Source organism: Paracnuella aquatica (genome assembly GCF_003332885.2).
GTDB lineage: Bacteria > Bacteroidota > Bacteroidia > Chitinophagales > Chitinophagaceae > Flavisolibacter > Flavisolibacter aquaticus.
Genome location: NZ_QOWJ01000002.1, coordinates 254,398 through 279,510, shown reverse-complemented (window position 1 = coordinate 279,510; position 25,113 = coordinate 254,398). Strand labels below are relative to the sequence as shown.

The window sequence follows — 25,113 nt, the reverse complement described above, 5'->3', positions numbered from 1 at the left end:
GTTTATAAAGAAAAAGGATGAGGAGAAGCTTTTTGCCCGGCAAATGGATGATAATCGCCCTTTAAACCAACAGGCGCCTGTGTTCTGATTTGATGCGCCAGTTCAATAGAAGGCAAAGCTGCGTTTAAATTGAACCCATTCCCGTCTAATATGGCCCTGTAGCTTTTTGTATGCAGGTCTGTAAAGCCCTCACTGAATTCAATTTCACTACCTTCCAATGTTATAGAACGATAAGTTCGCTGGCCTTTTTTCCGCACTGCTTCAGGTAGGGTATCTTCATTAATGCTTAAGAACCATCGCACCTTTGCTCTTTCCAAATGTAAGAAGCCTGATGCCCTATCATGGGTATGTACATGCACCACATTCTCTTTCACCTTGCCAAAGATCCATATCAGCATATCAAAGAAATGTATACCAATATTAGTGGCAATACCACCAGATTTGTTTATATCACCTTTCCAACTGGTGTAGTACCAGTTGCCTCTTGAAGTAATATATGCCAGGTCAAAATCAAATACCTTATTCGGATCGGATGACTGAACTCGTTCTTTAAGTGCAATGATGTCGGGATGCAGGCGTAGTTGAAGAATATTAAAAGCTTCCCTGCCTGTTTCTTTTTGGATTTGGTCCAGCGCCTCCACATTCCATGGATTTAAAACCAATGGCTTTTCGCAAATAACAGCGGCCCCTTGCCGCAATCCAAAACGAATATGAGCATCGTGTAAATAGTTGGGAGAACAAATAGAAAGGTAATCGATGGGCTCCCCGCTTCTGTTGAGCTTTTCCAAATGCCGGTCAAAACGTTCGAACTCGACAAAGAAGCTGGCATCTGGAAAGTAACTGTCCATGACGCCTACTGAATCAAATTTATCTAGAGCAGCTACAAGCCGGTTGTTGGTTTCTTTTATGGCCTTCAAGTGCCTCGGGGCAATAAAGCCGGCGGCACCCACTAATGCAAAAGCTTTCATCCGAAATAATATTGAAGATCTGTAATAATCGAAGCGAGCGCTAGTCTCGTTGCTTTGTTGTAACCTTTATTACCTTGTTTTGAATTAATTGATACTCGTCACCACTCTCTTCGCAAACGGCAACATTATTTTCAGCAAAATGTAACCGGTGTCCATACTCACTCATCCAGCCAATTTGTTTGGCAGGATTTCCTACAACCAATGCATAGGATGCAACAGGCTTTGTGATTACTGCACCTGCACCAACAAATGCATATTCACCAATCTCGTTGCCACATACGATTGTAGCATTAGCTCCAATGGAAGCTCCTTTACGCACAAGAGTCTGCCTATATTCGTGCTTCCGACTAATGGCACTGCGTGGATTAATTACATTAGTAAATACCATCGATGGTCCTAGAAAAACGTCATCCTCGCATATTACGCCTTCGTATATGGATACATTGTTTTGGACCCGGACATTTGAGCCTAACACTACTTTCGGCGACACGACCACGTTTTGACCGATGTTACAGCCAATCCCGATTTTACATCCGGCCATAATGTGGCTGAAATGCCAAATCTTTGTGTTATCGCCTATGTCAGCGCCTTCATCAATTACCGATGTTGGATGTGCATCGTACCTCTTTCCGTCCATCAAAATCCGCTTAAAAATTATTAGTAAATAGGTCGCAATATGTACTTACCAAAAATATTGGATTGAAGAGTGCATGTAGACCGTTCCATTTACTTATCTCTATACTTGGATGTTCTAACTTTCATTGCTTTTAGGCAGTGTCAAAACAATGAATTGAATGCCTAATATAAACACCAAAATCAAAGTGGTTGCCACAACACTAATCAAACATAACTTCAGTAATTTGGTTCTCTTATCAACCAAGGGCCATTCGGGCTTATCTAAAATTTGAATAATTGGCGTTTGCTGAGAAAGTATCAATTTACTTGCTTCAAGATTTTTTGTAACTTCTGAATACACGGTTGCCAGCACTGTTTTGTCCCTAGTTCCAATTTCGGTAGGCACGGTAGCAGTTCTTATTCCTGGATTCAAATCAAGCATCTGGGAGGCAGCGACAGAATAGGATTTACTATTCAACAGCGCTAACAAAGAGTCGGCTCTGCGCTGCATCTTATTAATATTTGCTGTTGATGTTCCAGTCTTGATATCCAGATAGAGTTTACCAGCTTCGTCAACCAATCGTTTAGTCATTAATTTTGCAAATAAAGGATCGCTTTCTGTAATCTGCACTTTAATAATAGTCCCTTTCTTATTTAGCCGGTCTGCATAAAGAGACTTTTCAATGATATAATCGTAAATTATATTCAGCACACTGTCCTGCCATAAGTTCAAACTGTCGATATGCCGGATATCCTTATAATTTATTTTATTAAGACCACCTTCTGTAGTCCATTTTTTTCTCCATCCAGAATAATCAAGAAAATAGTCAGCTAGAACCTGTTCCGGTTTGTTGCCTTCTCCTACTTTCGAAAGCAAAACCTTCTGTATAATTTTTCGGGATCTAAGTATATCTAATATATTATCTCCGGCAAATATGCTTCCTCCACTGCTCATTCCACCTATGTCCAAACCAAATTGCGATGCCAATCCTGCCAGCCCGCCTGCGCCTGCAGACTTTTCTTCTAACACAAACGTACTGACCGCCTCATACTTTGGTTTTTGTATTGAACTAATTCCAAATCCTATACAAATACCGAGAATGATAGCGATGATAAATAGCCACCATTTGGTAATCAGAAATGAAATAAGCAAACGTGTTATGCGGCTAATATTATTGATCGAATAGTATTCTTCTTTCTCCATTGACATAACCAGAGGATGTTTCTTACATCGTGTTGTTGATCTGTTGGTTTCTAACTAAACGTTTTTATAATAAACGATAAGTAGAAATTTTAATCACTTCTTAGAGGACTAGATATTTTTTAAATTAAAGCAGGTGCGGTAAAATATTCGAAGAGAACTTCATAACCTAGCAAAGCTAACTCAGACCCTCCTCAAAGAGCTATTTCATTTAATGATTGATGCAAATAAATGGATCGGCATAGACACGGCTTCGCCACTTCAGTCACATTGATTGAAGATCAAATAGATATTTTACCTTTCCTTTTAATGCATTTCAATCGTCAGATTGGAAAATTGCATTAGAACTTATTCGAGAGGTGCTAATATCATAGACGATTAAGACCCATATAAGAAAGTTGAGAATGAACATAGTCCCAACGACTTATTAACTACATATCGCCTATAAGTTACCTAGTCAACAACGCTATCGCCGTAATCATCGCCGTCACCGCCGACATGAATATCCCCGCCTTTGCCACATCAAACCCCTGCCGCTCAGGTTTTTCCGGCACAAAAATGCTGGAGCCCGGTTGGATCTTTGGTGCTTTGGGGAAAATGCCTAATATCTTCCTGGTCTTAGCCGATCCACCATTTGGATAAATCACAAATGCTTTGAAGCGTTTTCCCTTTTGGGTTACACCACCGGCATCGCTTAGGTAATCGCTCAACTTTTTACCCCGCTCGTACATGATGTCCACGGGCTTGAACACCTCACCATTCACACTTACCGTGTTGTTGATGCGCGGGATGATCAGTTCATCTCCTTCTTCTAATGTGATGTCATCAGCACTGCCTGGATGTTTTAAAATATACCCCAGGTTGATTGCTACTTCAGTGGTGGTTTTTGCAAGCTGTTCCACTTTGGTGGTTGATACAGATGTATCTTTTGATGCCGTTGCCAACAGGCGCTTTACTTCAGAGGTATCTACTTCCGCCTTTTTCTGGCGAATCAATTTGGCACCGCCCACACTTGCGGTATACAGCAACCCACCCGAACGCCTGATCAACGAGCTCAATCGCTCTTCGCGGCTTTGCAGCGTGTACACGGCAGGCATCAGCACCTCGCCGGTTACTTTTACACTGATCTGCTTTTTATAAAAAGGATCTTCCTTGATGGTGACAATATCAAACGGCTGCAATACCACATCGGTGCTGCTATTGGAAAGTTCTTTATCATCATCGATGCGGATGATTTCCACAATGTCGCTGCCGGCTTTAGCCACATCAACATTGCGTTTGCGACGAGAGATTTCAATACCCCGGCCTGTGGCATTGTCGGCAAAGCCTTCGGCTTTGATGATGAGCGATTTTAAAGAAAGGCCTTCTTCAAACCGGAAGGTGCCCGGTTTGCGCACCGCGCCATTAATGGTTACATTGGTGGTATCGCGCAGGTCGAAAATAGAAGCCACATGAATGCTGTCGTCCCGGCGCAGCAGCAGGCCGTCCTGCCCACCGGCAATAATGGGCTTCAGTTCTACCGCCACATATTCTTTCGACAGGTCTTCGCGGGTACGCACCACAATGGCCCGTCCGCCGTATACGTCTTCTTTTAAACCCTGTGCTTTGGCAATCAGTTGCTTCAGGGTCATGCCAGTGCCATCCAGCGCATAAGCACCGGGTTTAAACACAGCACCGGTAATCATTACTCGGTTTTGATACCGGTTGATCACGGAATCAACGACAAATTCATCGCCGTGGAGTGGCTGGAAAAACCGCAGCGAATCGCCGGCAATATCGAGCACCTGGCGGCCGATGCCTGCATACCGGTTGCCCGTAATGCGGCCCTTAAACGCTTTGCTTTTAAATCCGCCGGCAAACTCCAGCGCCTGCTGCAGGCTCTCGCCGCTTTGCAGTTCAAAAATTCCGGGGCGGTTCAATTCACCATTGAGGGTAATGAGTTTTTGTGCATAAGGCACCCTGATCACGTCGTTGTCTTCGAGGTGGAGGTTGCCTTTCAGATCGCCTTTTTGCAAAAAATCGTACAGGTCGGCGTTGGCTACCACTTTGTTGCCACGAATAAGTTCAATATTCCGGAACGAGCCATTTTCGGCAGGGCCGCCGCTTACATACAGCGCATTGAACAACGTAGCCAATGAAGGCAGCGTGTAGGTACCGGGCCGGTTGATGGCGCCGATTAAAATAACACGGATGCTGCGGATGTTGCCCAGCGTAACGCTGAGCCTGGTTTGGCCACTGGAAAGACCCGGGTAAAAACGCACCAGGCGGCTGCGAATGCTGGCAGTGGCGGCTTCTATGGTAAGGCCAGCCACCGGAATGATGCCTGCGTATTTTACATTGATCGTCCCTTCGGGGCTTACTTTTAAGTTTTGCTGCGACAGGTTTACTCCGTATACATTCAGGATCAATTCATCGTCCGGACCAATCACATAATTTTTGGGCGTAGCCATGCGCAGGTCGGGCTCAAAGGAAAGATTGGTATTGGCAAAAAGCTCGGAACCAAAAATGCGCGACCGCTTGAGGCTGGCCTCCAGGGTTTCTTTATTGGGTGGATTGTTTTTGCTTTTGGGCGCCGTACGCTTGCCTTTATCCGAAGTGTTGCCGCTTTCATCTTCCATGTCGCCTTCTTCGTTGTTGGCGCCCAGCTGTTCAATGCGCTGCTTGATCTCAGCAAGTTCGGCAGGGGGCAAACCGCGGCGCAGGAGTTCGGTTTCCAGTTGCTGCGGCGTCATGCCGCTGCTTTGGGCCTGCGTTACAATCCGTTGCAACTGCGCGTCGGTTATTTGCGCAGCGCGAACGTTGCTCAGGTCGGCGGGCAACTGTGCAGCAGTGTTCAAGGCAACAAAACAAAGGAGGAGGAGGAAAAGGCGGTTTAACAGGTTCATAATTCACATTGGATTTCCGGGAACCGGGGCGGCAAGTTTGCACTAACCGTCAGGCCCGTCCAAGATCTTTAAAATTTGTCAGCAGTGTTTTAGTTGGCGCAAATGTAAGCCGAACACTGTATTAAATATTGCTTTTAACGCAGTTATGCATTTTTTAGTGCTGCAAACCTAATAAAAAGAGCCGCCATTGGCAGCTCTTTTCGATGAATGGAATGATTTGTCGGATGGAAGATTTTAATCATGAATGGCGCAACAACTTTCGCTGTTTCACCATTGACTTCTCATCCGCTATTAGGCAATTTTAATTACATATAAAGACCGCCATCGGCTGCAATCACCTGCCCGGTAACGTAGGCACCCAAGTTGGATGCCAGGAACAGGGTAACGTTGGCAATATCCTCAGAGGTGCCAAACCGGCCCAGCGGAATGCCCGCTTTGTATTTATCGGCCTGCTCACCTTCTTTGAGGTAAGAGGTCATATCGGTTTCTACAAAACCAGGCGCAATGGCGTTGCAACGGATGTTGCGGCTGCCCAGTTCTTTGGCCACGCTTTTGGTAAAACCAATAATGCCCGCCTTAGATGCTGCATAAGAGCCCTGGCCTGCATTGCCCATAAGTCCAATTACTGAGCTCATGTTGATGATGGAGCCGCTTTTTGCTTTCATCATGGGGCGGATTACCTGCTTGGTCATGTTGAACACACTTTTCAGGTTGATGTCCATTACCTCGTCCCATTGTTCCGGGGTCATGCGCAGCAGCAGGTTGTCTTTCGATACGCCGGCGTTGTTCACCAGAATGTCGACGGTGCCAAACTCTTTTACCACATCGTTTACCAGCGTTTCGCACTGGGCAAAATCGCCGGCATTGCTGCGTACTGCTTTTGCTTTTACGCCCAGGGCTTCCAGCTTTTGCTGTAAAGCTGCGGCCCTTTCGGCGCTGCTTTCGCTAACGTATGTAAATACAACGGTTGCGCCCTGCTCGGCAAATTTCAGGGCAATGCCTTCGCCAATGCCGCGGGCTGCGCCGGTGATGATGGCGACCTTATCTTGTAAAAGCTTCATTTGAGTGTGTTTGTGGTGGGCAAATGTAAGCAGCGTTTGCACGAAAAGGAAAACGAGTTGGCAGAGCATTTAGACGAATGCTACGAGTAGCGAGCTATGCGTTTTGAGGAATTGATTTTACGGTGTTACTTTCGCTGTGCCCGCTCCCCCACAGCGCCGCTGCGTGCACCATTTATCGCTTACTGAATTGTAGTATTTCTTCCAGTGTTGTGCGTTCGTTGCTCAGGCGGGGCACTTTGTGCTGCCCACCCAGTTTGCCTTTGCTGGCCAGCCAGTTGTTGAAGGTGTTTTTCGCCAAGGCCTGCACCTCCGGTGCCCGCAGGGCAATGGATTTATGGCGCTTTGCTTCATAGTCGCTGTTAACGCGTTGCAGTGCAGCGTCGAGTTCCTGTGCAAAATGCTGCAGGCTTTCGGGTTGCTGTGCAAATTCAATAAGCCATTGGTGGGCGCCGTTCTCACCGTCTGAAAAATAAATGGGTGCTGCCGTGTAATCGGTTACCACGGCGCCTGTGGCGGTGCTGGCCGCAGCAATGGCTGCGTCGGCATTTTCCACAATGATTTCTTCGCCAAACGCATTGATGTAATGCTTGATGCGGCCCGAAACTTTTACCCGGAATGGACTTAAGGAGGTAAACTGGATGGTATCGCCAACCAGGTACCGCCAGAGGCCGCCCGTGGTGGTAATCACCGGAGCATAGTTTTTACCCAACTCCACTTCGTCCAGCTGGATGGTGCGGCCCTGAGGGTTACCCCATTCTTCTGCCGGTAAAAATTCGTAGAAAATGGCGTGGTCGCACATCAGCAGCATGCCGTCGGCTTCAATATCATCCTGCGCTGCAAAAAATCCTTCCGATGCATTATACATCTCGAGGTAATGAATGGGCGCACCTATCAGTTGTTCAAACTGCTGGCGATACGGCACAAAGCTTACGCCGCCGTGCATGTACAACTCCAGCGACGGCCACACCTCTTTGATGTTTGCTTTGCCGGTTATTTCTAAAATTCTTTTCAGTAAAACGATCAGCCAGGTGGGCACGCCGGCCATGGAGGTTACGTTTTCCTGGATCGTGCTTTGCGCCAGCGCTTCAATTTTTGCCTCCCACTCGTCCATCAGTGCAATGGACAGGTCGGGGGTGCGCATCCAGGCGCTCCAAAACGGCGAGTTTTGCAAAATCACCGCGCTGAGGTCGCCGTATTGTACGTCTTCGTTTACCTGCGCTATCTGGTGGGAGCCGCCAATGACCAGGCCTTTGCCGGTCAGCAGGTCGCTTTCGGGATGCGATGCATAGTAAAAAGACAGGACATCCTTGGAGGCGCGGTAATGGTTGTCGGCAAGGCTTTCTTCGCTTACGGGTATAAACTTGCTTTTGTCGGAAGTGGTGCCGCTGCTTTTGGCAAACCATTTTACCGGCGTGTTCCAGAGTACATTTTCTTCACCCGCCATCATGCGTTCGATGTGCGGCTTCAGGTCGTTGTACTCCGAAATAGGAACGGCCTTTTTATAATCGGCAATGGATTGAATAGCCGAAAAATGATGCGCCCGGCCAAACTCGGTGTATTGGCCCGCGGCCAACAAATCCTGCCACACGGCAAACTGCGCGGCGGGTGCATTAAGCACCCACTGCTCCATCGACCAGAGGCGCATGCGGGCAAAAGTTGATATGGCTGGGCTGAGCAATTTCATGCTAAGGCGGCAAGATAAGGGTTTAGGCTTGCAGATATAGGATTGCTAAAGGTTAAAATGAATGGTTGTCTCGCTATATCTTTTTACCGAAATATGTATGGTTTAATGATATTGGCTGATCATCAGGTACACGATGGGACCGGTTACGGCCACGTAAAACCACATGGGCCAGGTGATCTTTGCAATTTTGCGGTGCCTTGCATTTTCGCCGGTCAATGCCCGGTAGGCAGTGAACAAAATAAACGGCAGCGATACACCCGCCAGTAAAATATGGGTTCCTAAAATGAAAAAGTAAATAGTGCGGCTGGCGCCGGCAGCGGCTTTTTCAGCTTCGCTTACAATGCCGTTTTTATCCGTATCGCCGTACCAGGTGGAGCCGGCAAAAAGGTGGTGCGCAATATAGGTAAGTAAAAAAAGCACGGATAGCAGGATTGCCGCCATCATGATTTTTCTGTGTGCATCGTAAGCACCGCGTTTTGCAGTGATCAATCCAGCGATCAGCAGCACCGAAACGATGGAGTTGATAATGGCATTGACCATGGCCAGTATGTGCGGGTTAAAGCCAAGGTCCACATCAAGCGTAATGCGCTCTAGCACGGTTACAGCTATAAATACTACGGCCGAAAACGAATAGATCAACCATTTTGCCAACCGGTCATTTTTCTCCAGGGTCAGGTTCATTGCTTGTTTCTTTTTAGTACGTAAAACAACAAAAACAGGCCTGCAATGGTTAACAACGCCGTTACTGCCAACAGCTCAAATTTGCCCGCAAATGCACTTTTACGCTTGGGGTCTTTTTCCAGGTACAGGTAAATAATGTCCCGCGACAATTTAGCCACCGCCGTTGTGTCCAGCCCATGGTAATAGCCGCGGATATTTCGGTTGCGGTCGATGAGTACGAGGTAATCGGTATGGAAAAACGAAGTGTCGATGCCCTGCCCATCTACCAGCCCCAGCTTCATATCATTGATGCTGAGGTCGTAAATTTCTTTTTTCGGACCCGTAAGCAGCCACCAGTTTTCAGGGTTTACCTGGAAACGGTCGGCCCAGCGTTTGAGGTTGTGGACGCTATCCCGCTCTGAATCGACCGAGAAAGAAAGGAAGTGGATAAAGTCGGGCTCGCGGCTGCCTATTTTTTGGGAGCTTTTAATATTGTCCTGCAACAGCTTTACATTTTTAGTAAGCTGTGGACAGATGGTTGGACAGCGGGTAAAAAAGAAATTAGCCACCACTATTTTGCCCTCGAGGTCTTTCCAGCCCACTTGTTGGCCCAACTGGTTGGTGAGGTTAAATTCGGGCAATTGGTGCCAAACGGTGTCTGTCACCAGCTTGCCTTTTTCTTCGCGGGTAGCTACCGAATCGAAGATGTAATGCCGAGGCATTTCAATAGCGTCCTTGCTTACTTCTTTCATCACAAGGTATAGCAGCACTGGCACCAGCACCACCAACATAATCCCGAGAAATGTTTTTTTATTCATGTCCGATCCGCCTCTTTGCGGCTTGGCTTAGGTTTTATTACCCCTGCAGAAAGTTTGGCTGCCCGATGCTTTTTGGCAAAACATACAGGTAAAAAAAAGCATCGCCGCAAATGTATGCGGCGATGCTCAAACAATATTCTTAAAAATGGCGTATTAGTCCAGTGGCTTTCTTGTGGTGTCGCCTGCAGGAATATTTGCCTTATCAGTTTTCATCGTACGCTCCTGGAAATAAGGATCATATGTGTTGCGGCGTGATTTGTACACGCTGCCGTCGTACAAAAATGCGCCGATGAACCAAATGAACAGCAACAGGGGCACTATAATGGTCATGATCATGTTGCGCAGCTCATCGCCGAGGTGCATGAAGATCGACACGATGTAAAATGCTTTGGCAAGTGAAAGGATCACTACCACGCCTTTGATGAAGAGGATCATCCAATCGGGCATGGCGATGGCATACATCAACAGGCCCAGGCCCAATTCAATGACGGTGATGATCAGCAGCAGCCAGAATGTTTTCCAGATCCGGCCGGTTCCTTCTGATGGCTCGTGGTGAAACGTAACTTCTTGTAATTCGCTATGTGGATTCATTTCTTTATTCTTTAAGGGATCAATTTAAATTAGATAGAAGCACAGGAACACGAATACCCAAACCAGGTCTACAAAGTGCCAGTACAAACCTGCTTTCTCGATCATCAGGTAGTGGCCGCGGCGTTCGAACACCCCGGTCTGCGCCATGATCAGCATGATTACGTTGATGATCAAACCAGAAAATACGTGGAAGCCATGGAAACCGGTGATGCCGAAGAAGAATCCGCCAAATGCTACTGGTCCTTGTTCCCGCACATGCAGTTCGGCAACGTTCACCATTGTACGCAGTTTTTCTTCGCTCATTGCAGCCAGTTGGTCGTGGCTCATTGAGTGGTCGTTGATGTGGATCAGGTTAATAAGGGTTTCCTTTGGCGTGTTTTGCAAAGCATCGGCTGCTATTGGTGCTGCTACGTCAAAACCCCAGGGGTTGGTGCGCATGGTGGTACCAATTACTTCCAGCTTATCGCCTACCAGCACTGCATGCTCGCCGGCAATCAGGTGCGTCCATTCCCAAGCCTGGCAGCCTAAGAAGGCGATACCGCCTACAACCGTCCAGGTCATCCATTTTACTACACCTTTTTTGTCATTGTGGTGGCCGGCGTGTACAGCCAGTACCATTGTTACCGAGCTCACAATGAGGATAAAGGTCATTACACTCACAAAAGCCAGCGGCAGATTGGCGTGGCCAAAGCCGGGCATGGCATTGAACACGTCGTTGGGATCGGGCCAATAGTTTTGCGAAAAGCGGATGGTACCGTATGAAATCAGGAATGCGCCAAATGTAAAAGCATCACTCATGAGGAAGTACCACATCATCAGCTTTCCGTACTCCACGTTGAAGGGACTTTTACCGCCACTCCACCAATTCGATTTTGTTGCTACAGCAGTTGTTGCCATGTTTTAGGTCAGTTTCTGTTTGTATCCGTTTTTGCTCGCCGCTACCGGCCTTTATTTCATGATTACTAAAAAGAGAAACAGGTAAATCCACAGTACATCTACAAAATGCCAGTAGGTGCTCATAATTTCCAGCGGCACGCTGTTGTATCGCTGTATCCGCCCGGTGTATGCCCGGATGATGGTTACCAACAAGGCAACGATGCCACCCATTACGTGCAAGCCATGCAGACCAGCAATGATGTACAAGAACTGTCCTGCTCCTGATCCCTGGAAGCGAACGCCGTGGTCCCACATCCAGGTAAAGCCATAATACTGCAGTACCAAAAAGATCAGGCCCAATATACCGGTTACCACAATCAGCGTCCGGTATCGTGGCTTCTCACGTTGCTTAAATGCCCGCAGCGCCATTTGTATAGTGATGCTGCTGGCAATGATCACGATCGAAGAGTACCAAAAGGCCGGTGCGATGCGCACCTCTTCCCAGTTGGCCTGGTTACTTTTTACAATATAAGCACTCGTCAAACCGGCAAACATCATGATGATGCTGGCCATGGCCACCCACAAAGCAAACTTGTGCGGGTGAATGGTTCTCTTTTCTGCTTCTACCACCATTGTATTCATTTTTCGTTAACCCACAATTACTTTATCCAACAACAGCGCCAACAAAATAACGGGCAGGTGAAGGTAAGAACTAAACATTACCCTCCTTGCCGATTTTACATCCATGTTCCGGTACAGCCGCAGGCATTGTATTACCAGAAAAAGGTTGGTCAGCATTACGATGATGAGGCTGGTGATGCCCGACATATCAATGTAATAAGGCAGCAAACCCACCGGCACCAGCAGCAATGCATAAACGATTGTTTGCAATGCGGTGAATTTCGTCGGGCCCGTTTCATTGGGCAGCAACTTAAATCCGGCCGTGCTGTAATCGCGGTGCGCCACCCATGCAATGGCCCAGAAATGCGGGAACTGCCACAGGAACTGTAAAATAAAGAGCACCCAGCCACCAAGGTTGGTGAATGTTTTTCCGGCCACCACTATTTCTTCCCAGGGGTAGAAAGCATTGGTACCGGCCACCCAGCCAATAAGGCAGGGCAGTGCGCCGGGAAAAGCGCCAACGAACACCGCCACTGCACTTTGCTTTTTTAATGGTGTGTATACAAATGCGTACAACACCAGGCTAAAAGCTCCGAGCAAAGCACTGAGCCAGTTAAAGAGCAATCCAAGAATGAGCACGCCGGCAATACCCGTTGCCGCTGCAAATGCCCATCCATGCTGCACCGACATCCGGCCCGAAGCGACTGGCCTTTTGGCGGTGCGCTTCATCATCGCGTCGGTGTCACGCTCCACCACCTGGTTGATGGTGTTGGCCGATCCTGTAACGAGCATGCCGCCCAGGAACAGCCAAAAGATCATTTCCCAATTAAAAACCACATTGGGCGCCAGCAAATAAGAAATAACACTCGAGAACACTACCATGATGCTCAACGACGGCTTCACCAGCTGCATGTAATCTTTTATCAGATACTGCTGCTGCGCCTGGTTGGCCTCATTGGCTGCTTGGGTCACAGTTACCACTATTTGTTTGCTCAAAAGGCGTATTGAATTAATGTTTCGTTTCGTCGGGATTTACAGGCTCCGTCTGCGGAATAAAGTCGCGGCCGTCTTTGCTGTAATCGTATGCCCAACGGTGTACTTCCGGAATTTCGCCAGGCCAGTTGCCGTGTCCAGGCCTGATGGGCGTGGTCCACTCCAGCGTGGTTGCGTTCCATGGGTTTTGCGAACGTACTTTCCGTCCTTTCCAGATCGAGTAGAAGAAGTTGAACACGAACATCAGCTGCACTGCAAACACGATGATGGTTACAATAGAGATGAATTTGTTCAGGTTATCGAACTGGTTGAACGAAGTCCACAAACGGAAGTCGAGGTAACGGCGTGGTACACCTGCCAGTCCCATATAGTGCATGGGCCAGAAGATCAGGTAAGCACCAACCAGCGTAACCCAGAAGTGCAGGTAGCCCAGCGTGTTGTTGAGGTAGCGGCCGTACATCTTTGGATACCAGTGGTACACACCGGCAAACATGCCAAAGAAAGCCGATACACCCATTACAATATGGAAGTGCGCAATTACAAAGTAAGTATCGTGCACATGGATATCGATGGTTGAGTTACCGAGGAAGATACCGGTTAGACCACCCGAAATGAACAGGCTCACAAAACCGATGGCAAACAGCATGGCCGGGGTAAACCGGATGTTGCCGCGCCAAATGGTAGTGATCCAGTTGAACACTTTGATGGCCGAAGGAATGGCGATCAGTAGCGTCAGGAGTACGAAGAACGATCCAAGGAACGGACTCATACCACTCACGAACATGTGGTGCGCCCAAACAAGGAACGCCAGCACGGTGATCGCAAACAAGGAGCCCACCATAGCCATATAACCAAAGATTGGTTTGCGGCTGTTTACGCTCATTACTTCCGATACTAGGCCCATCGCCGGGAGGATGATGATGTATACTTCGGGGTGACCCAGGAACCAGAACAAGTGTTGGTAGAGAATTGCGCTACCGCCTTCGTTTGGCAGGATTTGTCCTTTTACATAAATATCACTCAGGTAAAAAGAGGTACCCAGGTTACGGTCGAACAACAGGAGGATAAAGCCAGACAGGAGTACAGGGAAAGAAAGTACACCCAGGATGGCGGTAAAGAACAGTGCCCAGATGGTCAGCGGCATACGGGTCATGGTCATACCCTTGGTACGCATATTCAGGATGGTAGCAATGTAGTTCAGGTTGCCCAGCAGGCCCATCACCACAAACATCGCCATCGACACAATCCACAGGTCCATACCAATTTTAGAACCTTCTGATGCTTGTGCCAGGGCACTCAGCGGAGGATAAGCGGTCCAGCCACCGCTTGCAGGTCCGGTTTGTACAAACAGGGAGGCCAGCATGATGAGGCTCGACAACATAAAGAACCAGTAGCTCAGCATGTTCATCAGGGGCGAAGCCATATCACGGGCACCTACCTGCAGAGGAATGAGTAAGTTGGCAAATGTGCCACTCAGGCCACCAGTCAATACAAAGAATACCAGAATGGTTCCGTGCATGGTGATTAGGGCGTAGTAAAATTCAGGATTGATCTGTCCACCCGGAGCCCAACGGCCAAAGAATGTTTCGAGGATCTCGAAGCTTTGGTCGGGGTAGCCCAATTGTAAGCGAAACAGCACCGACATCAAACCACCTACAATGGCCCAGATCATACCGGTGATCAGGAATTGCTTGGCGATGGTTTTATGGTCCTGGCTGAAAATATATTTGGTGAGGAACGTTTCCTTATGATGGTGGTGTCCGTCTCCATCATGCTCCACATGGTGCCCACCGTGTGTCACGTGTACTTCGGGATGAACGTGCTGATTGTTGTCGTGATTCATAACTTCTTTGTTTTGAAACGGAAGGTTCCTGATATTTTATTTTGAAAACTCCTGCGGCTGTCCACTGGCCACCGGTGTTTTTACCGTGTCGATTGTTGATGTTGGCGTGGGAACCGGCTGTGCTGCACGCTGCGCCTGGAGGGCTGCAATGTACTGCGGTGTTTTGCTGGCCATCCAGCGGTCAAACTCTTCCTGTGTTTCCACCACCACTGTTCCCCTCATGGAGAAGTGGCCCGATCCGCACATCTGATCGCAGGAGATTTCGTAGTTGAAATCCGGACCATATTTTTCTTTCATTTCCTTGGTGGTGAACTTGGGCGTAAACCACATGGTGGTTGGAATGCCCGGAACGGCGTCCATCTTCATCCGGAAATGCACCAGGCCAACGTCGTGGATTACGTCTTTTGCGTAGATCACCAACTTTACGGGTTTGTTTACCACCACGTGTACTTCCTGGCTTACATAAATATCATCGCGGTTGGCTTTATCGTCCCAGATCTGGCCCAGCGGGTTGCTGGCAGCCTCGTCGATGTTCTTGTAATATTTTTTACCTAAAACACCATCCACACCGGGGTAACGAAATTCCCAGCCAAATTGTTTACCGGTAACTTCTACTACCTGCGAATTTTTGGGCGCTTCGCCGGTAATTTGGAACCAGTAGTACAAACCAAAACCAACCAGGATGGTGAGGGTGATGGCCGGGATAACGGTCCAGATTAATTCCAGCTTGTTGTTGTGCGGGAAAAAGAATGCCTTGCGGTTTTCTTTTTCCTGGTATTTATAAGCAAACCAAAACAGCAGGATCTGCGTGATAAAGAACACAATGCCGGTAATGGCGATGGTGATGTACAACATCGTGTCGATGCGTTCGCCGTGGTCCGACGCCGCTTCGCCGAGGATCTTTCCTTTCAACTCTTCATTGCACCACCACACACCAATGAGGCCCAGCACCAGGAATGCCAGCAACAAAAACGCGTTGATGCGGTTGTTCTCCTTGCGGGTTTTATCCTCGCCCCGCAGTACAGCCACATACTCACTGGCCTTGGCTATCTGGAAGGTGATGATAAAGCCCAGGATTAACGCAATAACTATCCAAGTATTAGATGACATGCTTTAAAACTATTTCGGATTTCGAATCGCGATCCCGGATTCGAGGTTTTGGTGTTGTAACGAAAACCCCGGATCCAAAATCTTAAGTATGGTGAATAATGCTTTCTTTCAGGAACGGGTGGTTGCGTGCAATCAGCGGATGCTTGGCCAGCGAACGTGCTGTTACAAACATGATTACGCCAACAAAGCCCAAACCTATACCCATATCTACCAGCATGAACGGTACATGCTCTGGCGAAATGCCGGGGAATACCATTTGGTAAAAATCCAGCCAGTGGCCAAAGATGATCAGCACCGCCATCATGGTAATGGTTCCGTAGTTGCGTTTTGATCCGCGTTTCATCAGGATGAACAGCGGCGCCAGGAAGTTGATCACCAGGTTCAGCAGGAAGATGCCGCGGTAAACGCCTTTCATACGGGGCTGGAAGTAAACGGTTTCTTCCGGAATGTTGGCGTACCAGATCAGCATAAACTGCGAGTACCACAGGTAAGTCCAGAAGATCGAGAACGCAAACATGAACTTGCCCAGATCGTGCAGGTGTTCGCGGCTGGTGTATTCCAGGTATCCGTTGTTTTTCAGGTACACCACAAACAAGGTAATGAGGGCAATGCCTGCAACAAACGAAGAAGCGAATGTGTACCAGCTGTACATGGTAGAGTACCAGTGTGCGTCAATCGACATCAGCCAGAACCAGGGAATGGACGACAATACAGTGAGTGCAAACAGCACGCTATAGATGGCAGCCCAAACGGTGTTTTTGAAAATATAACGCTTTCCTTCTGCAACGCTCAGCGGCTGGTTGTCGATTTCGCGGGACAGGTGGCGCATTTTGCGACCCAGCAACCACCAACCCACAATGGTAATGATGGTCCAGATGGCGAAGAAAGGTTTATTTAAAAAGCCGGATTTAGCCGACAGCACTTCGTCTTCTGCCACATGGTGTGCATCGGTCCAGTGGTAAATGGTATGGTCGCCGCCAAATACAATGGCCAGCAATACCACAAGGCTGATGAGTCCGATAACGGGCACACAGGTGGAGATGGCTTCTGTTACTCGGCGAAAAGACATTTGCCATCCGCCCCATGCCAGCGTGGTGGCACAGATAAAGAACATAGCCGAGTTTACCACCAGCAAAAAGTACACGCTGTTTTGCAGCAGCGATGCCCAAAAGCGGGCCCGGTCATGTTCATCTGCGCTCAGGCCATGGGTAAACAACAAGATCAATACAGATACGATGCCCACACCCATCAAAAGCAGGGAGAAGGTATTGTACCGTTTAGGAATGACGAACTGGTCTCTGATTGCCATTAGTTTCAATTAAAATAGCTGCACTAATTAGTTTGACGCGTTGCTTGATGTATCGGTGGTGGATGCCGTTGAAGCATTTACCGCTGCAGTAGTTGCTGCGCTGTCCGATGCTGTAGTGGCTGTGCCTCCACCCTGCTTGCTGCGGATATAGCTAATGATCCACCAGCGCTGCTCGGGGTGCACCTGCGATGCGTACGATCCCATCTGGCCGCGGCCGTAAGTAATGGCATGGAACATTTTGCCATCCGACAGTGCTTTGGAATAATCGTCGAGCAGGTTGCGCGGCGCTGCGGGGTAAGGGCCATTGCCGTCTTTCCACAGCGGTCCGTTGCCATCCAGCTTTGAGCCGTGGCAAATACCACAGTTTACCTGGTAAATGCGGTCGGCCTCTTTCATTTGCGTTGGGGTCAACTGCACATTGGCCAGCGGGTTTGGATAATTTGTCGCCAGTGCGTACCCGCTATCGTTTGCCGGCAGGTTCATGGACGATGCGTCGCCGCGGGCCATGGTTCCTTTTACCGGTGTGGCATTGTAGGTAACGCCCCGCTCTTTCAGTTTCTGATAGTCGTCGATATTGTTATAGCCATAGGTTTCATATGCCCGGCTGTAATACATATCCGGCATGTACGCCCTTCCGGGATCGTTGCCTTCGGCACCACCGCATCCTGTCATTGCTGCAGCCATGGCCCATATACCTGTTGCTAAGAATACTTTCTTCATTTTTTTGCGCTTGACAAAGGTTTATGCTATATGCGGTTGGTTTGTTGCCAGTTGTTTCTTTTGGTCGTAGCGGCCAATCCACCAGCCGGTTTCTTTTTCGGTTACCACCACATCTTGTGCGCCTACGCTTTGCAAAAACTGGATGGCTTCCTCAACGTTGGTTTTGCTGTTGGCTTCAATAGCCATTACGAACGTATCGTCGGTGGAGCGCAGGTTGAAATGGTCTTTTTTTACAAAAGGCGCCAGCTGGCACAGGTAGCAAAAAGTAAGTACCATACCTACTGCTGCAAACAACACCGTCAATTCGAACATGATGGGAATCCACGCTGGCAGTGCAAAGAACGGCTTACCGCCAATGTTCAGCGGCCAGTCGGTCGTGAATGCCCAGGTGATGAAAGAAAATGCAGTGGTAGTACCGGTGATGCCGTAGATAAAGCCGGCAGTGTGCAGGCTGGTATCGCGCAGACCCATTGCCGTATCCAACCCGTGGATCGGGAACGGTGTGTACACATCATGGATCTTGTAACCCGATTTGCGTACCGCCTTTACTGCCGGGAACAACACCTGCTCGTCGTAAAAGCTGCCTACAATAAATTTTTTAACTGGCATAAATAAGCTTTTGGCTGTTAGCGATTGCCTGTTGGCCGTTCGCCTGTATGTTTAATTCTATTGATCCTTTTTTCTTTTGCTGCAAAACCGGTGCGCTTAGTGCACATGTGCATGCGCAAAGTCTTCAACTTTTTCTTTTTCGATCGGTGTCATTTCGTCCTTATACCGGTCGCCGTTTTTCTTCAGGATATGCTTGATCTCCGCGATGGCAATAACCGGGAAGAATTTGGCAAACAGGAAGTAGCAGGTAAAGAACAATCCAAAGGTGCCGAGGTAAAAACCAATTTCCCAAATGGTGGGGGTGTAGTAAGTACTCCAGCTCGATGGCAGGTAATCGCGGTACAGCGAGGTAACGATGATCACAAAGCGTTCGAACCACATACCTACGTTTACCAGGATCGACATAAAGAAAGTAATGGTAAGGTTGCGGCGGAATTTCTTGAACCAGAAGATCTGCGGAGAAATTACGTTACAACCCATCATCAGCCAGTAGCTCCAGCCGTATGGGCTGAACAGGTTTACCCTGTTTTCTTTAAATGCAAACCACTCGTAGCTTACATGTGAGTACCAGGCCATGAACAGCTCGGTGAGGTAGGCAATACCTACGATGGAACCGGTGAGCACGATTACCTTATTCATTACCTCGATGTGCTCGATGGTGATGTATTCTTCAAGACCCAGCACTTTGCGGGTGATCAGCAACAGTGTTTGCACCATGGCAAAACCTGAGAAGATGGCACCTGCTACGAAGTATGGCGGGAAGATGGTGGTGTGCCAGCCAGGGATAACCGAAGTGGCAAAGTCAAAAGATACGATGGTGTGTACCGAAAGTACCAGCGGTGTAGAGAGACCGGCCAGTACCAGCGATAGTGATTCGTGGCGCTGCCAGTGCTTGGTGGAACCGGTCCAGCCGAATGCGGTAACGCCGTAGAATGCTTTGCGCCATTTAAGCTTGGCACGGTCGCGCAGGGTAGCCAGGTCGGGCAGCAAACCCGAGTACCAGAACAGCAGCGATACGGTGAAATAAGTAGAGATGGCAAATACGTCCCAAAGAAGCGGCGAGTCGAAGTTTACCCACAGCGGGCCACGTGTGTTGGGGTAAGGCAATACAAAGAAGGCGTTCCAAACCCGGCCCATGTGGAAGATGGGAAACTGGCCGGCGCACATTACCGCAAAGATGGTCATAGCTTCTGCGGCGCGGTTTACACCGGTACGCCATCCCTGGCGAAACAGCAGCAGGATGGCCGAGATCAGTGTACCTGCGTGGCCGATACCTACCCACCATACGAAGTTGGTGATGTCCCAACCCCACCCGATGGTTTTGTTCAGGTTCCACTGCCCGGTACCGTATACTACTTCTGCATAAACGGAGTAAACGCCAAACAGAAGCAGGGCAACTGAAATAATAAAACCGATCCACCACAGTTTAGTTGGTTTGGCTTCCACCGGGCGGCAGATGTCTTCTGTTACCTGGTGGTAATCCTTTCCGCCCTCTACAATGGGTGGTCTTACCTGCGATTCGTATCTAAGTACTGCCATATCTTTTAGCTTTTAGCGGCCGGGCCGCTGGCTTTATGCTGATCTTATTTTGCTCTTTGTTTTGGTCCTTATCAATGTGCAGCTGGTGCTACGGCGCCTTCTGCTTCGCGGTTGGCGTTTACACCGGGCGTTTCTTTTTGGTTTTGGTGTTCGGCGCCTTCGGTTTTGCGCACCACCTGTACCAGTTCTTCTGTGTTGCGCACCTTAGCCAGGTAGTTCACATTGGGCAGTGTGTGAATTTGCTCAATTACATAGAACAGGCGACCCGGGTTGTTTTTGCGCTGTTGTGCCACGGTGCTGGTTTCGTCGTTGGCGTTGCCAAATACGATGGCGCCGGTGGGGCAGGCCTGCGCACAAGCCGACTGGATGTCATCGCCACCCAGCGAACGGTTTTGCAGTTTGGCGTTCAACTTGCCTTCTTGGGTACGCTGTACGCAGAACGAACATTTTTCCATTACACCGCGGCTGCGCACCGTTACGTCGGGGTTCAGCACCATGCGGGTCAGTTCGTCGTTCATTTCAAATACTACTGGGTCCAGTTTACCTACCAGTTTTTGATCCTGGTTGTCGCCAAATGAATCGGCTCCGGTGTAGTCGGCCCAGTTGAAGCGGCGTACTTTATAAGGACAGTTGTTGGCGCAATAGCGGGTACCAATGCAACGGTTGTAGGCCATTTGGTTAATGCCTTCTTCGCTGTGTACGGTTGCCGCAACGGGGCAAACGTTTTCGCAAGGGGCGTTGTCGCAGTGCTGGCAAAGCATTGGTTGGAACACCACAGCTTTTACATCGTTCGGGTTTTCGTTATCGCTAACAAAATATCGGTCGATGCGCAGCCAGTGCATGTCGTGGTAACGCAGTACTTCGCTTTTACCTACTACCGGCACGTTGTTTTCGGTGTGGCAGGCTACCACGCAGGCGTGGCAACCAATACAGGAGTTCAGGTCGATGGACATGCCCCATTTTGGTCCGGGCTGTACGTGGTCGCCATACAGGGTGCCTTCCTTGCGGTAGTCGCCTGTTTTCTTGGCGTAGTTCTCGGTCAGCTCCTTGCGGAACGAAGAGAACATGGTTGGGTTGGCTACAAAAGTGGCGAGGGTTGTTTCCCGAACTACTTCTGTGCGGCCTTCGTATGAGTTGTGGATCTGCGTTTGTGCGATCTTTTCTTTACCAAAGGTTTCGCCTGCTACAGTGATTTCGGTGTGGTAGTCAACAGTAGTGCCGTTGAAGCGGGCAAACTGGTAAACATTTTGACCGATGTTTTCTGCAGCTTTCGAGAAAGCAGCGTTGCGGCCGTAACCTACAGGCACCGCAATGGTGTTGGGGTGCATACCCGGGATAACCATTGCCGGCAGCGATACTTCTTTATTATTTACGCTCAGTTTAATTACGGGCTTGTCGGGGTAGTATTCGTAATCTGACGAAGTGAAATCAATGCCGAGTTCTTTTGCTTTGTCGGTAGAGATCAGCGCATAGTTGCCCCATGTGGCTTTAGTGATCGGGTCGGGAAGCTCCTGCAACCAGGGGTTGCCCGATTGTTTGCCGGAGGCCATTGCTACGTTCTGGTAAATTACCAGTTCGTCTTTACCCGCTTTGCGTGCTGCGCCGATGGCTGCCGCTGCACCAGCTACGCCGCTGCTGTTGAATGCTGCGCCGCCACCTGTAGTTACAGGTGCCGCCGGAGCGGCGGTGGTGTCTGTGGCAGTGATGCCCACTGCAGCTGCGAGGTTGCGTGCTGCTGATCCGCCTTCTACTACACCATCTTGCAGTGCTTTGTCTACTGCTGCGGCACTGCCCAAACGGCCTTGCCAGAAAGTGCGGAAATAAGTATCGTAATCGGTATTGTTGCCGGCCCATTTCAGCAGCGAAGTCTGGAACGGACGTGTTTTGAACAGGGGCGCAATGGTTGGCTGCAAAAAGGCGAGGTAACCAGCCTTGGGTTCGGCATCACCCCAGCTTTCGAGGTAGTGGTGCGCCGGGATGGAGTAGTTACACAGCTCGGTGGTTTCGTCCATTTTTTCGTTGAACGAAATGGAGAGCTTTACTTTTTTCAGGCCATTTACAAATGCCTGTGCATCGTGGTATTCGTACGCCGGGTTAGCACCAAAAATGAGCACAGCGCCAACGGTGCCTGCATTCATTTGGGCCACCAGGTCGGCCATGTCTTTATCGATGCCTTGCTTGGTGAGGTTGGGCTGGCCAAAGTTGAGCGTGGTGCCTACGGCGCCAATGGCACTGTTGATGGCATTTACCACTTGCTGCACGTTCGGGTCGTTCGATCCGCACACAACCAGTGCACGGCCGCGGCTTTTTTGCAGGTCGGCTGCAGCTTTAGCAATGCCGGCTTTCAGTTTTGCATCGGTAATGGCAGGGGCAGCTACTGCGCCACCCAGTGCGGCATACAGGGCCAGCACTACGGCTCCATGCTCCGACGGGCGGTGTACATAGCGTTCGTCGGCGTTGGCACCGGTCATGCTCATGAACGATTCAAACTGGTAGTGCTTGCTCATACGTGGGTTGGCCTCGTTGATCTTACGGCCTACCGAGTATTTGCGGGCATTTTCTACCGGGCTCACCCAGGTGCCGAGGAAATCGGCGCCAAGGCTTACAATTACATCAGCGCGGTCGAACTCGTATGTGGGCAGTACGCGGCGGCCAAAAGAAGCTTCGTTGGCCAGCAGCATGCCTGCATGCGAAACAGCGTCGTATTGTACGTGGCGGCTTCCGGGATAGCGGCCCAGGAAGTCGGTAATGATTTGTTTGGTGGAAGGCGATACGATGGTGCCGGTAAGCAGTACCACGGAGCGGCCACCCAGGCCAGCCAGGTCTTGTGAGATCTGGGTGTCGAGTTGGTCGTAATTAGGAATTTCCTGGAACTTCTCGCCAGCTTTGCGGGCCGGGTGGGTCAGGCGGTAAGTATCGTACAGGTCCAGTACCGAGGCTTGTGCACGGGGCGAAGTACCGCCTAAAGTATACGAGCACAGTTTGTTGCCTTCAATTTTAATGGGACGGCCATCGCGAACTTTTGCTACAACAGGCACCACTTCGGTGTCGGTTACAAAAGTGGTGGCGTAGTATTTGGCCACACCCGGCGTTACTTCTTCGGGGCGGTTTACATAAGGAATGGCTTTGCGCACCGGCTGTTTACATGCTGCCAGCGAAGCAGCGGCCGTGCTGAAGCCCAGGTATTTCAGAAAATCGCGGCGGGGTGCCTTGGCATCCAGCAGCCCTTTGTCATCGGCTTCGCCAAAAGGCAGCTCTTCACGAAACTCGTCTTTGTTCTTGCTCTGGAATCCTTCTTTATCGGTAAGCTCAGCGAAACTTTGCCAATACTTTTTTTCCATATTGTTACTCCCCGTTTTCAGGGGTCTGTTTTTGTACGTTAAATGGGTTGGTCCGGTTATGATTGCAGTATGCTATGATTAATAGTGGCACTTCATACATCCAAGGCCGCCAATATCTTTTACAGTTACGCTGTCCATTTTACCGGTCTTGATGTCGTTGTGGAACTTCTCGTAGATGCTGTAAAACTTGTTGCCGGTGCTGTCAGCAGTGTTGTAGAAATCCACTTTTGTTTCGCGGTGACAGTTGATACACCAGCCCATGCTCAGGTCGCTTTGCTGCGATACCACGTCCATTTCCTGGATATTGCCGTGGCACGACTGACAGGCTACTTTACCTGCGTTTACGTGCTGGGCGTGGTTGAAGTAAACGTGGTCGGGCAGGTTGTGGATCTTAACCCACTCGATGGGAGTTGCTTTGGAAGGATCCCAGGGCTGGCCCGGAGTATAGCCTGCATACTTGTACAGCTTTTCAATTTCGGCAGTGCCGTTCACTTCCTTGCCGTCTTCGGTGTACAGCTTGGGTCCTTTCTCGTAGGTAGAAATTGCCTTATGGCAGTTCATACATACGTTGATAGACGGAATTGCGGCGTGCTTGCTTTCCCATGCGTTGCCGTGGCAATACAAACAGTTGATCTGGTTGATGCCGGCGTGCACTTTATGCGAGTAGTAAATAGGCTGCTCGGGTGCATAGCTTTTTTGGCGGCCCATGTTGATGGCGCCTTTGCTTACAAAATAACCACCCATTACAAACAGCACTAGTGCCAGCAGGGAGATGTAAATTTTATTCCGGTAAAAAGGAACCGGGTCCGGGCGGAGAATGCCTTCTTTGTCGTCGGACAGTTTTTTCAGGTTGCTGTTCACCTGCATCAGCACCAGCGCAATGATGGCTAGTACAATGGAGATGATACCAAAGGTGATGGCGTTGGTGCCGTCATCTTCAGTAGCTGCGCCTCCAGCGGTATCGGTTGTGGCTACCGGGGCTGCTGCAGCAGCGGCTGCAGTGTTGATGTAATCAACGATGGCGTCAATGTCCTTTTCGCTCAGTTGCGGGAACGAAGGCATGATCTGGCCACCAAACTGCGCCTGCAACTCCTTGGTATAAGGAGTGGTAGGAATGAATGCAGCGGGGTTGTGAATCCACTTGTACACATTTGCGCGGTCGGTCCAGGGCCCACGTTCGGTAAACCCTTGCAGCGCAGGGCCGGTCAGGTTTTTATTGATTGCGTGACAGCTCTGACAGTTGGCCTGAAAGATCTGTTTGCCATCCTGGGCAAATATGGAGGTAAAAGAAAGAAGCGAAATGATTCCTGCCAGTATGGTCTTCTTCATCTTTGGCTTGATAAAAATCATAGATGCTGGTGATCTAAATTGTGGATAATTTCCTGAATTGGGTGCAAAAATATGACAGGAATTTTACAAAAACCCACGCCTTGAAAATTTTTTTTAGCCCTTGTCCCTATTGAGTTTCAGCGGTTTTTGCAATGTTTGTAATTTTTGTTCAATCGGGTTGCTTTAACAATTTTTGGAGGCTTCAACATTGTTGATAGCTGTTCTATTTTTTTGTTGAAAACCGGTTTTTTTCAAAACAAAATTTTTTCGCTACCTGAATATGCGGTTGTTTTTTGCTATCTGTTGGTGATGCTTTATGAGGCAGTTAGCAGATTTCGCT

At 49.1% G+C, this 25,113-nt stretch carries 20 protein-coding genes; all 20 read right to left on the bottom strand.

Features of this window, described 5'->3' with window-relative positions; genetic code table 11:
• Nucleotides 1-2: 2 nt before the first annotated feature.
• Nucleotides 3-968, bottom strand: coding sequence for a Gfo/Idh/MocA family protein (locus DRJ53_RS05975; protein WP_114234680.1), 966 nt, complete (start codon nt 966-968; stop codon nt 3-5).
• A gap of 40 nt (nt 969-1,008) precedes the next feature.
• Nucleotides 1,009-1,605, bottom strand: coding sequence for an acyltransferase (locus DRJ53_RS05970; protein ID WP_114234679.1), 597 nt, complete (start codon nt 1,603-1,605; stop codon nt 1,009-1,011).
• Between the two features lie 114 nt (nt 1,606-1,719).
• On the bottom strand, nt 1,720-2,787 hold the full coding sequence (locus tag DRJ53_RS05965; protein WP_162303813.1) for a Wzz/FepE/Etk N-terminal domain-containing protein: 1,068 nt from the start codon (nt 2,785-2,787) through the stop codon (nt 1,720-1,722).
• A gap of 446 nt (nt 2,788-3,233) precedes the next feature.
• Nucleotides 3,234-5,669, bottom strand: coding sequence for an SLBB domain-containing protein (locus DRJ53_RS05960; protein WP_114234677.1), 2,436 nt, complete (start codon nt 5,667-5,669; stop codon nt 3,234-3,236).
• A 305-nt stretch (nt 5,670-5,974) separates the two neighbouring features.
• Nucleotides 5,975-6,730, bottom strand: a complete 756-nt coding sequence (gene fabG, locus DRJ53_RS05955; protein ID WP_114234676.1) for a 3-oxoacyl-[acyl-carrier-protein] reductase — start codon at nt 6,728-6,730, stop codon at nt 5,975-5,977.
• A gap of 172 nt (nt 6,731-6,902) precedes the next feature.
• Nucleotides 6,903-8,414: a GH3 auxin-responsive promoter family protein gene (locus tag DRJ53_RS05950; RefSeq protein WP_114234675.1), complete on the bottom strand. Its 1,512-nt coding sequence runs from the start codon at nt 8,412-8,414 to the stop codon at nt 6,903-6,905.
• 102 nt (nt 8,415-8,516) lie between these two features.
• A complete protein-coding gene (locus tag DRJ53_RS05945) occupies nt 8,517-9,095 on the bottom strand; it encodes a DUF420 domain-containing protein (protein WP_114234674.1) in 579 nt (192 codons plus the stop codon).
• The gene (locus DRJ53_RS05940) at nt 9,092-9,892 is read right to left on the bottom strand and encodes an SCO family protein (protein WP_114234673.1); all 801 of its coding nucleotides are present in this window, start codon (nt 9,890-9,892) and stop codon (nt 9,092-9,094) included. Before DRJ53_RS05940 ends, DRJ53_RS05945 begins: the two co-directional genes overlap by 4 nt.
• A gap of 153 nt (nt 9,893-10,045) precedes the next feature.
• On the bottom strand, nt 10,046-10,483 hold the full coding sequence (locus tag DRJ53_RS05935; protein ID WP_114234672.1) for a cytochrome C oxidase subunit IV family protein: 438 nt from the start codon (nt 10,481-10,483) through the stop codon (nt 10,046-10,048).
• A gap of 24 nt (nt 10,484-10,507) precedes the next feature.
• Nucleotides 10,508-11,380 (bottom strand): cytochrome c oxidase subunit 3, encoded by an 873-nt coding sequence (locus DRJ53_RS05930; protein ID WP_114234671.1) that lies wholly within the window; start codon nt 11,378-11,380, stop codon nt 10,508-10,510.
• Nucleotides 11,381-11,431: 51 nt separating this feature from the next.
• Nucleotides 11,432-11,992: a cytochrome c oxidase subunit 3 gene (locus DRJ53_RS05925; protein ID WP_241558467.1), complete on the bottom strand. Its 561-nt coding sequence runs from the start codon at nt 11,990-11,992 to the stop codon at nt 11,432-11,434.
• Nucleotides 11,993-12,007: 15 nt separating this feature from the next.
• Nucleotides 12,008-12,952 carry a heme o synthase gene (gene cyoE, locus DRJ53_RS05920; protein ID WP_241558466.1) on the bottom strand — a complete coding sequence of 315 codons (945 nt, stop codon included), beginning with the start codon at nt 12,950-12,952 and terminating at the stop codon, nt 12,008-12,010.
• Between the two features lie 37 nt (nt 12,953-12,989).
• Nucleotides 12,990-14,816, bottom strand: a complete 1,827-nt coding sequence (locus tag DRJ53_RS05915; RefSeq protein WP_114234669.1) for a cytochrome c oxidase subunit I — start codon at nt 14,814-14,816, stop codon at nt 12,990-12,992.
• Nucleotides 14,817-14,852: 36 nt separating this feature from the next.
• The gene (locus DRJ53_RS05910) at nt 14,853-15,926 is read right to left on the bottom strand and encodes a cytochrome c oxidase subunit II (protein ID WP_114234668.1); all 1,074 of its coding nucleotides are present in this window, start codon (nt 15,924-15,926) and stop codon (nt 14,853-14,855) included.
• 82 nt (nt 15,927-16,008) lie between these two features.
• A complete protein-coding gene (locus DRJ53_RS05905) occupies nt 16,009-17,235 on the bottom strand; it encodes a quinol:cytochrome C oxidoreductase (protein ID WP_114234667.1) in 1,227 nt (408 codons plus the stop codon).
• A 27-nt stretch (nt 17,236-17,262) separates the two neighbouring features.
• On the bottom strand, nt 17,263-17,955 hold the full coding sequence (locus tag DRJ53_RS05900; protein WP_114234666.1) for a c-type cytochrome: 693 nt from the start codon (nt 17,953-17,955) through the stop codon (nt 17,263-17,265).
• Nucleotides 17,956-17,976: 21 nt separating this feature from the next.
• On the bottom strand, nt 17,977-18,564 hold the full coding sequence (locus DRJ53_RS05895; RefSeq protein ID WP_114234665.1) for a DUF3341 domain-containing protein: 588 nt from the start codon (nt 18,562-18,564) through the stop codon (nt 17,977-17,979).
• Between the two features lie 96 nt (nt 18,565-18,660).
• Nucleotides 18,661-20,103 (bottom strand): NrfD/PsrC family molybdoenzyme membrane anchor subunit, encoded by a 1,443-nt coding sequence (nrfD, locus tag DRJ53_RS05890; RefSeq protein ID WP_114234664.1) that lies wholly within the window; start codon nt 20,101-20,103, stop codon nt 18,661-18,663.
• 71 nt (nt 20,104-20,174) lie between these two features.
• Nucleotides 20,175-23,444 (bottom strand): TAT-variant-translocated molybdopterin oxidoreductase, encoded by a 3,270-nt coding sequence (locus DRJ53_RS05885; protein ID WP_114234663.1) that lies wholly within the window; start codon nt 23,442-23,444, stop codon nt 20,175-20,177.
• A gap of 78 nt (nt 23,445-23,522) precedes the next feature.
• A complete protein-coding gene (locus DRJ53_RS05880; RefSeq protein ID WP_240040720.1) occupies nt 23,523-24,773 on the bottom strand; it encodes a c-type cytochrome in 1,251 nt (416 codons plus the stop codon).
• Between the last annotated feature and the right edge of the window lie 340 nt (nt 24,774-25,113).